The sequence below is a fragment of the Hymenobacter edaphi genome (genome assembly GCF_003258365.1).
Taxonomy (GTDB): Bacteria; Bacteroidota; Bacteroidia; order Cytophagales; family Hymenobacteraceae; genus Solirubrum; species Solirubrum edaphi.
This window is the reverse complement of sequence record NZ_QHKM01000013.1, coordinates 22,998-36,845: the sequence shown is the minus strand read 5'-3', so window position 1 is coordinate 36,845 and position 13,848 is coordinate 22,998. Positions and strand designations below refer to the sequence as shown.

Genomic DNA, 13,848 nt, shown 5'->3' with positions numbered 1-13,848 from the left:
GGACTCAAGGGGGGCGAGCGGAGAAGACATGCGGGCAGGGGCAAGCACCGGCAAAGGTACCCAGCTACCACTTTACGGCGGCGGTCACAAAGAAGCTACGCCCGTCCGAGGGCAGGATGCCGGGCCCGGGGTAGCCCGTGGCGCGGCGGGTGAAGTAGCGGGTGTTGGCCAGGTTGTTCACGCTGCCTTCCAGCTTGAGCCAGCGCCGCTCCCACGACACGGACGCATCGAGTATCTGGTAGGCTGGTATTCGTCCAATGACTGCCAGGCTGGGGTCCGGGCGGGCGTCGTTCGGGCTGTTGGGGGCGTTGGTGGCCTCCGAAAACTGGTCGGATAAGTAAGTGAACTGTACGGATGCTTTCAAGGGCCCAAAGCCGCTTTGCATTCCGGCTTTCAGATTGACGTTGGGCACAAACTCCACTTGCTTGCCCACCACTTCTTGATTCTTGCTCTGCGTGTAGCGGCTGCGTATCAGCGACACGTTGCCGAAGGCGGACCAGCGCCAGCGGCCCGGTTCGGCGCTCGGGCGCAGCACCTGCAGCACGTCGGCCTCGGCATACGACTCTACGCCCAGAATCAGGGCCCGGCCGATGTTGTCGCGGTAGCGAAACGGGCGGTCAAACCGGTCGTAGGTGCCGATTTCGCCGATGCGGTTGTTGTAGGCCAGGGCAAACAAGCTCACGTCGTAGGTCAGCCACTGGCCCTGCTCGCCGCGCAGCCCCAGGTCCGCCGAGTAACCGCGTTCGTCTTGCAGGTTGGGGTTGATGACGAGCGAGTTGTTGACGATCTGCATGTCGCCGAAAGTGATGGAGCGGTAGTTCTGCGTGGCGTTGGCGTAGAACTCGCGCTGCTCCACCGGCTTGTAGGAAGCTCCCAACCCCCCGATGACAAAGGAGCGCGTGCTCGTGCGCTGCTCGGCCGTGGTTTGCACGGCGGTGATGTTGCCGGCTAAGTCCCGCGACACGGTCTGGTAGGAGCCGTCCGCACGGGTACGGATGTACTCCAGGCGCAGACCGGGGGTAAGCGAAAAACGCTCCCCGAAATAGAAGATGTTCTCGGCGAAGGCGGCCGCGTTGTAGTTGGGAAAGCGGTAGTCCGACGAGGCCGATGGGGCGTTCAACCCTGCCCCCGGCTCCTCGAAGCGAAACTCCGCCCGGCGGCCGGCCGGGCCGGCACCCTGGAGGCTGTGGTTGTCGCCGCGGTAGAGGCGGGTGCCCACCAGCAATACGCCGCTGCGGGTGTTGCTTAAGCCGTAGCGGGTCAGAAAGCGAGCTTCCGCACCCGCGTTGCGGAAGTCGCCAGTGATGAGCTCGCGCTGCTGGGTGTCGGCATCGGGGCGCTCCACAAAGTTGGTGCGAAAGCCCAGGGCGTCGCGCGAAGCCAGCAGCCCGAACGTGGTCAAATTCAGGTTGGAGCGCGGGCTCAGCTTCCAGTCCGCCGAAAGATTAAACAGGTTCCAATCGACGGCAAACCAGTTGCGCGCCCGGTTGCTCTGCCGCGGGTTGTCGGCAAACTGCCGGTCGCTCAGCCCCCCCGGCTGCTGGGCCAAATAGTCCATGTGCGTGAACTGGGCACCGATCTTGAAGTTCTCGGTGAACTGGTAGCGCAGGTCGGCGTAGGCCGTTTTGCTGGCAAACCCCGAGTTGGGCCGCCAGCCGTCCCCGCGCTTGTACTGGGCAAAGGCGTAGTAGCTGAGCTTCTTCACGGTGCCGCTCACGCTGTTAAATGAGTTGAAAAAGCCAAAGGAGCCCGCCGTCTGCCGCGACACCACCGCCACGGTCTTGTCGGGTTCGGGCGTGCGCAACTCGAAGTTGAGCAGGCCGCCGAACTGGGTGCCGTATTGCAGCGAAGCCGCCCCGCGCACGAGTTGGATGCGCTTGACGGCTTCAATGGGCGGGGTGTAGTAGCTCTCGGGGTAGCCCAGCGCGTCGGCCGAGATGTCGTAATTGTTTTGCCGCACGTTAAAGTTGCTGGTGCGGTTGGGGTCCAGGCCGCGGCCGCCGATGCTCAGCTGCAGGCCGCCCTGGTCGCTTTCCCAGATGTTGAGCCCGGCCACCCGCGAGTACACCTGCCGGGCGTTGTTAGTAGCCAGGTTGGCCACTAGGTTGTCGGGCACGATGACCTCGGTTTTCTTGGCCGCAAAAATGGCCGTGCCTTCCACCTCGCGCAGGCGCTGGGGGCCAAAGCGCGACTGGGGGGCCGCCACCACCACTTCCTGCAGCTGCCGCTCCCGGCGGGTCAGCGTGAACTCCTGTACGCTGCTTTCCGCTGTCACTTCAACTATAGCTTTGAAGGGTTCGTGGCCGATGGAGGAAAGCTGCAGCTGCTGCCGGCCGGGCGCGACCTTGGTCAAGGTAAAAAGGCCGGCCGAGTCGGTGCGGGCAATCAGGCGGGAGCCGCGTACGTACACCTCGCAGCCCACCACGGGCGCGTTGGTGCTGGCTTCGCGAACGCGGCCCTGCAGGCTCACTTGCTGGGCGATGGCGGAAAAGCCGGACAGCACACTTACGGCCAGGACGGCGCTATAAACCGGTGATTTCATCGTCAAAAGGTAAAATCCAGGGCTTGGGCTGCAAGTCGTCTTTGACGCGGGCCAGGTCCACGGTGGGGTCGATAAAGCTTTTGCCCAGCCGCCCATTCAAGCTCACGTAAGCGTCGGCGTATACTTGGGGGCGCTGCACCCCCTGCCCGGCGTAGTAGTCGCGCAGGTAATGGGCGAACTGCACCAGCATGTCGGGCTGGGTGCTCATCATCTTTTCCTGCAGCACGCTCAGGTGCGCGCGGTTGTCCACCTGCCGGATGCGGCCCGTCGCCCCGTCCACGACCTTGAACTGCACGTAGCCCATTTTCTCCATCAGCATCACCCGCCAAGAAAAGCGGTAGCCTTCCTCGGTCCAGAACAGCTCGTGGGGGTAGAGTAGGTAGCGGAAAGGCAAGACCAGCTGCACGGCAAAGAACACACCCAGGGTCAGCAGCAGCAGCTGCCGGCGGGCCGGGCCGTAGCGCAACGGCGTGGGGGAAAAGGGGGCCGTGGGGGACGAGCGCAGCAGCCCGCGCAACCGCTGCAGCACCCGCTCGTGCCACGCGCCCGGAAAGAACACCAGTGCCGCGACCATCATCACGTAGGGAAACATGCCGATGGGAAAGAGCACCGCCGTCAGCACGTGAAACACCACCACGGTAACGTAGGCCCAGGGCCGGGTGCGGCGGTAAAGCAAAAAGAAGGGCACCGTCAAATCATACACGGCCCCAAACCAGCTGAAGGCATACGCCACCCATACCTGCCCCAGCAACGGACCAATCAGCGGCAAGTCGTTTTTGGCCGGCAGCCAGATGCGCAGCGGCATGGCTTCCACCAGCCAGTCGGAGTTGAGCTTGGCCAGACCCGCGTACACGTAGACGATGCCCATGAGCAGGCGCAGCGCGTCTACCGTCCAGCGCGGCACCTCGCTGCGCCAGCGAGCGGGGTGCCGGTGCGTGTCGAGGGCAAAGTAGCGCCCGGCGGGCAGCAGGGCTAGCAGTAGCGCCGCCAGACTCACGAAATAGTAGTGGTTCAGGTAAGTGCTTTTGTCCATGAGCTCGATGTAGGTGAAGCTCAGAAACAAGCCCAGGGAAGCTGCGCGGTACCGGTAGCCCAGGGTTACCAGCAAGGCGCACAGCCCGCAGAAAGCAAACAGCCCGTAGGTGTAGACGCCCAGGGGCCGCACCCACTCGAACCCATAATACGGGAAGAAGAACTTGGGCTGCAGGTAGAGCTCGTCTATCCAACCCTTGGCCCAGAAACGCACCACGCTGGCCAGAACCAGTAGGCCAAAGGCCATCCGGAACGTAGCCAGCGGGGCAGCTGGGGTGTAGGCGTGGAGGTAGCGCTGCAGCCGGCTGCTCTGCATTAGTCGCCGTCGTTGTCCACGTAGGTCACGGTGATGCCCATGGCCGACGTCATGTCGACCTTAATCAGGCGCACCGCCTTCTGCATCTCATTGTAAGATGCCACCGCGTCGGCATTGCGCGCCGTGATGGTGGCGTGCAAGTCGGGGCCGAGCGAGGCCAGCTGCTGGGCCGATACCCCGAACTGGGCGCTGATGATGCTGGTCAGGCTCTGGCCCGTGCGGCTGTCCTTGGCCCCCAGCGCATCCAGGTAGCTTTTTAGCGAGGGCTGGCCCGTACGGCCGGTGAAAAATTGCTGCACCGCGGCGTGAGCGGTGGTGGCCAGCTGCAGGGGCAGCGCGCCGCGCTGGTAGTAGGCTTCGATTTTGTCGGGCAGCGGCGCGCCGGTCATGGCCCCGGCCGGAATACCGATTTTGCCGGCCCGCAGGTAGCGCTCGTAGTACAAGGAATAAGCGTTGATGACCCGCGACAAGGACGAACTGGCGTCGGTGCCAGCGTTGTTGATGAAGGTGTCGCGGTAGGAGCCGTTCCACTGCGCGTACACCGTGCCGAAGGTCTGCTCCATCTTAGCCACCACGTCGGTCAGGTAACGGCGGTGATTAGCCGAGGAAGCGTATCGCTGCGCAATGGCCGCGTCGCCCGTGGCCACGCCGTTGAGCAGGTAATCCAAGGTCGGGAAACCCTGCTGGGGAATGGCGGTCGACAGCTCGAAGTCATACGAGCCGCTGGTGATGTTGCGGTTGATGCCCGTCACATCGGCCGGGTAGATGTTGAAGTGGTTGCGCAAGCTCACCTGCTCGGCGGGGCCGAACTCGTAGAGTTCTACCTTTTGCCATTCCACGTACGCGGCCTGCCAAGCCTGGCGCAGCTCTTCAAGCGTCGCCGGAGCGGGGGCGGCCGTAAACGCCGTGGTCTTGGCCTTGAGAACTACCAGCTTGTCGTTGAAGCGCTGGTAAGCGGGCTTTACCAGGCTGTCGGCCCAATGCGTGAGCAAGGCTTTGCGGTCGGGCCCCGTGCTGGGCTCGGGTGAATCGCCGGCGGGGTCTTTCTGGCAGCTGAACATGCCAACGGTGAGCAACAGCAGCGTCAGGGCAAACAGAAGGGACTTTTTCATGAAAAGCTGATTTCGTAGCGAAGGCCAACCCGCCTGGCAGCGGCGCTGACAAACGGGTTGGCCTAACGGTTTCGCCGGGTGGGCAGTTCCGGGTTACTGCAAATTGAACTTGGCTTTGATGGCGTTGATGGCCACGTCGGCTTGGGCGTTGGTCAGGTTCCAAGCGCCGTTGGTGCCGGCGGTCAAGGGATTCAGGACCCCGTCGGAGAAAGCCGCGTCGGCGCCGTACTTGGTGCAGAAGCGCAGCGAGTAGATAAAGCCAAGGCCTTCACCCAACGCGTGGGCTTTGACGGCCGGGTCCGAAGCCGCTTTCCAGTTGCTCAGGTACGACACGGCCGAGAGGGCAATGGTCTTTTCCAGCTCGGTGCGGATGATGGCGGCCTGGGCCTGCACGCCGGCGGCATCGTTGTTGACGATGGCCGCGCGGCCCTTCAGAAAGGCCAGGTACACGCCGGGCGAAGCCGGGCCGTTCTTCTCGTTGAGGTAACCGGCCAGGAACCGCTCGCGGGGCGTCAGGTTGATGTCCGTGGTCATAATGGGGTTGCTCGTGAGGTAGCCGTACGCCAAATCCCAATTGTGCTCCAACTCCGAATATGCTTTGCCGTCCACCACTTTGTTGTTGTTGGCTTTCAGTGCGTTGTCGGTGAGCAACACGTTGCCAATCTGGTCAAGCAGCAGGGCGCCAAGGAGCGACTTGGCAATAACTTGATTCACTTCAATGCCTTTCTCGTCCACCAGATAACGGCCGATGCGCCCGGCGGTGCCGGGGGCAGCCACTTGGTTAACCGACTGGCTGGCGGTGGCCAGCTTGGTGATTTGCCCATCGATGTAGGTGCGCACGGCCTCGGCCGGCGTGCCAGTGAGGGAAGCGGCCGTGGTGGCGCGCAGCGACAAGCCCGAGCCGTTCAGGCCAACGCCGGTAAAGTAGCCGCCCGTGTTGGCGTACATACCGCGGAGCTTGGCTACGTCCAGGGTCTGTGGGGCGGCCGGCGGCGCCACCGCTACCAACGACATGTAAGTGTTGAACTCCGTGAACATGTCCAGCCGCTGGTTCGACGTACCCAGGTCTACCGTGCTCTGACCGCTGGCATCCTTGAAGGACTCGGTGTAGCGCGAGGTAGCCGTTAGGGTGCTGGCGTCCATCTTGGCGCGCAGGGTCGGCGCGGCTTCGTTGTCGTTCTTATCGCAGGATGCGAAACCAAAAGCAAGTGCAAGCAGCGCGACCGAAGCGTATTTTAAGGTCATGGGATTGGGTGTGGAGCGAATGATAAGGCAAAGGTATTAGCTTATCTGTAATCATTCTAAATAGACCGAAATTTTTTTTAGAACGCTTCTAAATGACTCGGGTTCGAGCCCTATAATTGGACGGGGGCGTTCTGCTGGAAAGCGCTGTCTCTCAGGCAGCCGGGAAGTAAGCGGCGCTGGCTTTTTGCTCGTCTAAATACGGGGAGCTGTAACCGGCCTCGGACTTGTGCATAAAAAGTCCCGCGCCACCCTTTAGGCTGTCGATGATGGGCTCATACAGGTCCAGGGGCAAAGCCGGGCACCCTTGGCTGCGCCCCAGGCGCCCGGTTTGCTTAATGAAGTTTTCGCTGACGTAGTCCGCTCCGTGTACCACGATGGCGCGGGCCGCCGCGTTGGAATTAAACCCCTCGTCCAAGCCGCTAAGTCGCAGGGAGCGGCCGTGCTTGCCTACGTACGTCTCGCCGGCCACGTAGAAGCCCAAGCTGCTCATGTGACTGTTCACGGTGTTGGAGAAATGAGAGGCTTGCAATTGCCCGGATTGATTGCCGTGGGCCACCAGCGTACGATAGAGCACTTGGTTGGCGGAAACATCAAGCACCCACAGCCGCTTTTCGGTGGAAGGCAAGTCAAAGTCCACAATGGCCAGCCGCTGCCTAGGCACCAAGCCTTGCTGGCGTAGGTTTAGGTACCCGGTCATGGCTTGCTCGAACACCGCAAAACGCAAGCCCTGGGCCGCGTCCCCCAGCGCCCGGTAATGCTGGCGCAGCTGTGCATCCAAGCGCGGCACGTGCCCGGCCGAGTCCGGAAGTACGACCGGACGAGATGCCGAGGCAGAAACGGGCGCTTGCGTGGTAACCGGTTGCCGGCAGCCCACCAGCAGAAGGGTTATGAGGGTGAAGAAGGGCAGCGGCAGCGGCCAGCGCCGTCGTGAAATACGGGAAAGAGCCATGTGATCCGACAAGTAAATACGCCTCATGCGTCGGGCTGCTAATTCAAAAAGCACACCAAAGTAGGTGTGGAGACAGCCGTACCTCCTTGGAATAACCGCGCCGGATGTTAGACTTTCAGCACCGTTTACTCCGCCGACCCTTGCCTGGGTGTTTTGTCGCTCTCGCGCAGGCCGCAGACCTTGCGGCTGACGTAACCGCGAGCAACGGCATAGCAGGACAAACAACGGCGCGTCGAGACCTGCAGGACCACCGCGTGAACTTCGGTCTTCCCGCATGAAAAGCATATTTGCCTATTAATCAAGCTTCCACCCGCTGCCCCTTGAGGACTCTTACTTGCATAACGATTGAATTAGCATGCAGAGCTAATTTTGTCGACGTGCGGCGTTACATGTTTAGGGCCCCGATGCCGGCCGCGTTCAAGCAAGCTTCCTTGAAAGCTTCGGCGTAGGTAGGATGGGCGTGCGACATCATACCCACGTCCTCGGCCGCGGCGCGGAAGTGCATGACCCCCACGGCTTCGGCGATGATGTCGGCAATACGGGGCCCAATCATGTGTACGCCCAGGATTTCGTCGGTTTGCGCGTCGGTGAGCACCTTTACCAATCCCTCGGTGTCGCTCCCGGCCACGGCCCGGCCCGAAGCCGAATACGGGAAGGAGCCCGCTTTGTACGCTCGGCCCAGTTCCTGGAGTTGCTCTTCGGTGTAGCCCACGCCGGCCACTTCGGGCCAGGTATAGACCACGCCGGGGATGAGCAGGTAATTGAGGTGGGGCTTCTGACCGGCAATGCGCTCGGCGACGAACACGCCTTCGTCGGAGGCCTTGTGCGCCAGCATGGCGCCGCGCACCACATCGCCGATGGCCCAGATGCCGGGCACCGTCGTTTGGAGGTCCTCGTCGACTTTTACCCGCCCTTTCTCGTCCAGTTCCACCCCCGCCGCAGCTAAGTTCAGCCCGTCGGTAAAGGGGCGACGGCCCACCGAGACCAGGCAGTAGTCGCCCGCCAGTTGCAGGTCGGCCCCGCCGGCGGCCGGGGAGGCCGTCAGCTTCACGGTTGCTCCCTCGCGCGTCACGGCCGTGACCTTATGCGACAGGTAGAACTCCAGGCCCTGCTTTTTCAGGGAACGCAGCAGCTCCTTGCCCAGGGTGCGGTCCATGGTGGGAATGATGGCGTCGGTGTATTCCACCACCGACACCTTGCTGCCGAGGCGGGCGTACACCGAGCCCAGCTCCAGGCCGATGACGCCGCCGCCCACGATAATCAGGTGTTGGGGCAGTTCGCGCAGGGCCAGTGCCTCGGTGCTGGTGATGACGCGCTCCTTATCCAGGGTGATAAAGGGCAGGCTGCTGGGCTTGGAGCCGGTAGCAATGATGATGTTCTTGGCCGTGAGCTGCTGCCCCTCCTCACTGCCCCCTGCTGCGGGCGCAACCTGCACGGTGGTGGCATCCACAAACGAGGCCGTGCCGTGAATCACGTCTACTTTGTTTTTCTTCATCAGGTACACCACCCCGTCGCATACCTTTTTCACCACTTGGTCCTTGCGCGCCATCAAGCGGGGCAAATCGGCCCGCAGGTTATCGGCGTCGATGCCGTGCGCCGCAAACTGCTCCGTGGCTTTGTGGTAGAGTTCGGTGGATTCGAGAACCGCCTTGCTGGGAATACAGCCCACGTTGAGGCAGGTGCCGCCCAGGGTGGGGTACTTTTCGATGAGGGCGGTTTTGAGGCCCAGCTGTCCGCAGCGCACGGCCGCAATGTAGCCGCCGGGGCCGGAGCCGATGATGAGAACGTCGTAAGCAGTAGCGGGCATGAACCGGAGCCAGTTAAAGGTGGGAAAGCAACCAGAAAGGTTTTACAAGTGGGTTTCGTGCTGGGCAAAGCCGCCGCGCTCCACCTGAATGGTGGCGTGCTGGATGGCAAACTTACTGGTCACGTAGGCGTGGGTTCGCGCCAGCACCTCGTCGTGCTGGGCCCCCTCGGCGAGCACCACGTGGGCGCTGAAGGCGTTAACGCCGGAGGTAAGCGACCAGGCGTGCAGGTCGTGCACGGCTGCCACCCCCGGCTCGGCCAGTAGGCCCTGGCGCAGGGTTTCCAGGTTTACCTCGGCCGGAGTCCCTTCCAGCAGCACGCCCACCGCTTCCTTGAGCAGCGTCCAGGTGCGGGGCAGAATGAACAGGCCGATGCCGGCCGAAAGCAGCGGGTCGGCGTAGTACCAGCCGGTGGTGAGCATGATGACGCCCGCCGCAATAACGCCGATGGAGGTGAGCATGTCCGAGAGCACTTCGAAGTAGGCGCCCTTCATGTTCAGGCTTTCGCTTTTGCCCTGGCGCAACAGGTACATGCAATACAGGTTGATGAGCAAGCCTACGCCGGCGACCCACAACATGCTGGTGCTTTCTACCTGGGGCGGGTCGAGAAAGCGGAAATAGGCTTCGTAGAGGATGTAGAGCGAAATCAGGATGAGCACCACCGCGTTGGTGAGCGCGGCCAGAATCTCGAAGCGGTAATAACCGTAGGTACGCTCGGGTGTGGCGGGCTTTTCGGCGAAGCGGATGGCCAACAGGGCCAGACCCACGCCGGCCACGTCGGTGAGCATGTGGCCGGCATCGGCCAGCAGGGCCAGACTGCCGGTCCAGAACCCGCCCACGACTTCGGCCACCAGGTAGGTTAGGGTTAGGAAAAACACAATGGTTAATTGCCGCTTGTTGCGTCCGGCGGCGCTGCCGCTCATGCCGTGGCTACTGCTCATGGGGTGTTGGGTAAAGAAGGGATATTACTTACTTCCATTCGGATGCGGCGCAACCCATCAAAAGGCAAGCTCGCGGCGCACGAGCCGTACCCACCGCCGCTGGCGCCACCAGTAGAACCCGGCGGCAAAGCCCGCTACCAGCGGCGTCAACAAGCCCGCATCAATGCTGACCTCGTCGGTATACACGGTTTGCCCGGCACCCAGTGGCCGCAGGGTGATGCGGTGGTCCCACACGCGGGCCAGCGGGCCGTGGCCGTTGTCGCGCAGCCGGTAACGGGCGGCATCCTGCGAAATCACAATCCACTGCGTGCCCAGGGGCAACCAGCCGCCCAGATACAGGCGCACCAGGTATTTGCCGTCCTGCCACGTTTGCGGCAGCTGCCGGGGTGCTACGGGCCGAAAGCGCAGCACGGGCCAGGCCACGTAAAGTAGCAACCGGGGCTGGATAACGGCCTGCCAGACCTGCTCCGGTGGGCAGTTTAGCACAGTCGAGCGGTAGATGCGCACGCGCCTAGCGGGGGTGGGGTCCTTGACGCAGTTCCTCGGGCATTTTTTCTACCACCGACTCGTTTGCCGGGCGGGGGATGATTACCGGGGGCACCGCAGCCAGCGGGTCGCCGCCCGGCGTGGCGTAGTCCATGCGCTGGATGCGCACCGCGTTGAGAATAGCCAGCAGGGCCACACCCACGTCGGCAAACACCGCTTCCCACATGGTGGCCAGGCCCCCGGCGCCCAACACGAGCACGATGCCCTTCACGATAAAGGCCAACCAGATGTTTTGCCACACCACCGTGTGTGTGGCGCGGGCAATGCGGCGGGCGGTGGCAATTTTGCTGGGGTGGTCGGTCTGGATCACCACGTCGGCGGTTTCGATGGTGGCGTCGGAGCCCAGACCGCCCATGGCAATGCCCACATCGGCCAGGGCTACGACTGGAGCGTCGTTCACCCCGTCGCCCACAAAGGCCAGCTTGCGGCCCGCGTCCTTGTACTGCTGCACGTAGCGGGCCTTGTCTTCGGGTAGCAGGCCCCCGTGGGCCTCGTCGATGCCCAACTCCTTGGCCACGCGCTGGGTGATGCTGTCCTTGTCGCCGGAGAGCATCACGAGTTTGGTGATGCCGTCGGCCCGCAGCTCCTGCACCGTTCGAACGGCGTCTTCCTTCGGCGCGTCGGCCACGGTCAGGTAACCGGCGTACTGGCCATCCACCGCCGCCACCACGATGCTGTCCACCACTTGGTCTACTTCAGGCGGGTAGGCCACGCTGAACTTGGTGAGCAGCTTGGTGTTGCCGGCCAGCACGTCGCGCCCGTCTACGCGGCCGCGCATGCCGTGGCCACTGATTTCCTCCACGTTTTCCGCGGGTACCCCGACCGCGGCGGCGCCCGCGTGGAGCACGACGGCTTTGGCAATGGGATGGGTGGACTTGGTTTCGAGCGCGCCGACGAGGCGCAAGAGTTGCGGGGCATCAAGGCCGGCGGCCGTTTGCACCTGCTGCACGGCAAACACGCCCTGGGTGAGCGTGCCGGTCTTGTCCATGACCACCGTGTCGAGCTCGCGCATCTGGTCCAGGAAGTTGGAGCCCTTGAACAGGATGCCGTTTTTGGACGCCGCGCCGATGCCGCCGAAGTAGCCCAGCGGGATGCTGATGACCAGCGCGCAGGGGCAGGAAATGACCAGGAACACCAACGCCCGGTAGAGCCAGGTGCGAAACACGTAGTCGTCGACTACGAAAGCGGGCACCACTACTAACAGTACGGCCAGGGCCACCACGATAGGCGTGTAGACCTTGGCAAACTTGGTGATGAACTGCTGGGTCTTGGCTTTGCGGCCCACCGCGTCCTGCACCATGGCTAGGATTTTGGCCAGCTTGGTGTCCTGGTAGCCGGCCGTGACGGCCACCTGAATCAAGGATTCTAGGTTGACCATGCCGGCCAGCACCACCTCGCCGGCCTGCTTGGTCTGGGGCACCGATTCCCCGGTGAGGGCGGCCGTGTTAAACGACGCCGGGCCTTTGGTTAGCGTGCCGTCCAGGGCCACTTTCTCGCCGGGCTTGACCTCGATGGTGTCGCCAATCACCACCTGCTTGGGATCCAGCACCAGCGGTTGCCCGTTGCGAATAACGGTGACTTCAGTGGCTTGGATTTCCAGCAGGGCCCGGATGCTGCGCTTGGCGCGGTTCACGGCCGCGTCCTGGAACAGCTCGCCCACGGTGTAGAACAGCATCACAGCCACCCCTTCCGGGTACTCGCCGATGGCAAAGGCCCCGACAGTGGCGATGCTCATGAGCAGGAATTCGTTGAACACGTTGCCCGAGGGGATGCTCTGGATGGCTGAGCGGATGACTTTCCAGCCCACCAGCAGGTAGGACACGCCGTACCAGAGCAGGCGCACGTACCCGGTAAACCAAGCCGCGTCGTAGTAATCCAGGGCAATGCCGCCCAGCAGTAGCGCCAAGCTTACGCCGGGCCACAGGTACGGGTTAGCCCCCGCCGGGCCGTGGTCGTGGCCCCCGTCGCCGTGGTCGTGGCCGGCGTGAGCGTCGGCGGCGTTGCCGGCCAGGTCCACGACTTGTTTGCCGGCGGGGTGGTTGTGGCCGCGGTGGTCGTGGCCGGGCACGTCGTGGCCTTCGGGATTGGCGGCGGCCTCGGGGGTGAGCTGCCCGCGGGTCAGGGCGCCCACGTTTTCGAGCTGCACCTGCTTGGCGGTGTTCAGCTCCTCGTCGGTGTTCTGGGATGAAGGATCAGGCATGGAAGGGCAGGTTAGAGCGTAAGAAAAGAGCACCAGTTACCAGTGCACGAAAAAGCCGGCCAAGCCCACCAGCACGAGCACCGCGCCGGTAACGCGGCGCTCGTGCCGGGCCAGCCGGTTAAAATTCAGCCGGCGAATACCGGTGTAGGCCGCGGCCACCAGCAGGCTCATGGCCGACACCGATACAAGCGTATACGTCGCCATGACCAGGGCCAAGGCCAGCGCGCCGCGGGCGCCGGCAGCCATGAAGAAGGTTTGAATTTCCACGCACGGCGCCAGAAACATGGTAGCGGCCAGGCCGAGGACGACCCGGCTGCGGGGCCGAACGGCAACCGGCCCCGGGTCGGGGTGGGTATGGCCCGGGCCGGAAAGGGCGTAGGCCATCCCGATGCCGATGAGCAGCAGCGGTGCTACCCAGCCGGTAAACTCTTGGAAGCGGGCCGCAAGCTTCCAGCCCAGCAGGCCCAGCGCCAGGCCCAGCAACAGGGTGCTGAGCACGTGCGCCAGGCCCGCGGCTAGTGTTACTCCCGCCGCCCGCCGCAGCGTCCACTGCTCGGCCCGCGCCACGGCCAGCACCGGCGCCCAGTGGTTGGGTATGGCGGCGTGTAGCAAGCTTAGCACAAGGGCACCGGTGAGCAAATCAAACATGGGCGGAAAGTGTCAGGTCAGGCACTGCCGGGTACGAGGGCAAACCTCGGCTGCTGGGCAATGCAATGCTATTGCATTGTTTCGGCAGCGGCGGCGCACCGCTCGCACAGGCCTTTCATCACCAGGCTGGTTTCCTGCACCTGGTAGGCGCTTGGCAAGGAAATGGGGGGTACGGCCACCGCGGGCAGGCAGCTGGTTTCGCGGCAGCGGGTGCAGAAGAAGTGGGCGTGCAGGTCCTGGTGGTGCTCCGGCGTGCAAGCCGGGTCACACAGGGCGTATTTAACCGCGCCGCTGCCGCCCTCGACGCGGTGCACCAATCCTTGGTCGGTGAAGGTTTTTAGGGTGCGGTGCACCGTGATGCGGTCCGCGTGCCCCAACTGCTGCTCCACGTCGGCCAGGCTTAACGCGGCGGACTGCCGGCGCAGCACGTCCAACACCAGCAGGCGCATGGGGGTGGGCGTGATCTGCTTGGCGAGTAAGGTGTCTTCCTGCGGGTGGGCCATATAAGTAAG

Annotated in this window: 11 protein-coding genes; all 11 read right to left on the bottom strand. The window is 63.4% G+C overall.

The annotated features are described in order from the left end of the window. Positions 1 to 64: 64 nt before the first annotated feature. The 11 genes from DLM85_RS23125 to DLM85_RS23075 all read right to left on the bottom strand — a co-directional run bounded on the left by DLM85_RS23125 (position 65) and on the right by DLM85_RS23075 (position 13,839). Positions 65 to 2,542: a TonB-dependent receptor domain-containing protein gene (locus tag DLM85_RS23125; protein ID WP_111480560.1), complete on the bottom strand. Its 2,478-nt coding sequence runs from the start codon at positions 2,540 to 2,542 to the stop codon at positions 65 to 67. After that, a complete protein-coding gene (locus DLM85_RS23120) occupies positions 2,523 to 3,890 on the bottom strand; it encodes an HTTM domain-containing protein (RefSeq protein ID WP_111480559.1) in 1,368 nt (455 codons plus the stop codon). The genes DLM85_RS23125 and DLM85_RS23120 overlap by 20 nt, the downstream gene beginning before the upstream one ends. Next, positions 3,890 to 5,002: an imelysin family protein gene (locus DLM85_RS23115; RefSeq protein WP_111480558.1), complete on the bottom strand. Its 1,113-nt coding sequence runs from the start codon at positions 5,000 to 5,002 to the stop codon at positions 3,890 to 3,892. The genes DLM85_RS23120 and DLM85_RS23115 overlap by 1 nt, the downstream gene beginning before the upstream one ends. Positions 5,003 to 5,095: 93 nt before the next feature. After that, a complete protein-coding gene (locus DLM85_RS23110) occupies positions 5,096 to 6,247 on the bottom strand; it encodes a DUF4856 domain-containing protein (protein WP_111480557.1) in 1,152 nt (383 codons plus the stop codon). A 151-nt stretch (positions 6,248 to 6,398) separates the two neighbouring features. Continuing rightward, entirely contained in the window at positions 6,399 to 7,196 is a 798-nt protein-coding gene (locus DLM85_RS23105; RefSeq protein ID WP_165822270.1) for a murein L,D-transpeptidase catalytic domain family protein, read from the bottom strand. Positions 7,197 to 7,581: 385 nt separating this feature from the next. After that, entirely contained in the window at positions 7,582 to 9,003 is a 1,422-nt protein-coding gene (gene lpdA, locus DLM85_RS23100) for a dihydrolipoyl dehydrogenase (protein WP_111480555.1), read from the bottom strand. Positions 9,004 to 9,045: 42 nt separating this feature from the next. Beyond that, complete coding sequence (locus DLM85_RS23095; RefSeq protein WP_111480554.1) at positions 9,046 to 9,942, bottom strand: cation diffusion facilitator family transporter; 897 nt, start codon at positions 9,940 to 9,942, stop codon at positions 9,046 to 9,048. Between the two features lie 57 nt (positions 9,943 to 9,999). Next, positions 10,000 to 10,428, bottom strand: coding sequence for a hypothetical protein (locus DLM85_RS23090; RefSeq protein WP_133257221.1), 429 nt, complete (start codon positions 10,426 to 10,428; stop codon positions 10,000 to 10,002). Between the two features lie 25 nt (positions 10,429 to 10,453). Then, positions 10,454 to 12,688, bottom strand: coding sequence for a heavy metal translocating P-type ATPase (locus tag DLM85_RS23085; RefSeq protein ID WP_111480552.1), 2,235 nt, complete (start codon positions 12,686 to 12,688; stop codon positions 10,454 to 10,456). A gap of 36 nt (positions 12,689 to 12,724) precedes the next feature. After that, positions 12,725 to 13,336, bottom strand: a complete 612-nt coding sequence (locus DLM85_RS23080; protein ID WP_111480551.1) for a hypothetical protein — start codon at positions 13,334 to 13,336, stop codon at positions 12,725 to 12,727. 68 nt (positions 13,337 to 13,404) lie between these two features. Beyond that, on the bottom strand, positions 13,405 to 13,839 hold the full coding sequence (locus DLM85_RS23075) for a Fur family transcriptional regulator (protein ID WP_111480550.1): 435 nt from the start codon (positions 13,837 to 13,839) through the stop codon (positions 13,405 to 13,407). Between the last annotated feature and the right edge of the window lie 9 nt (positions 13,840 to 13,848).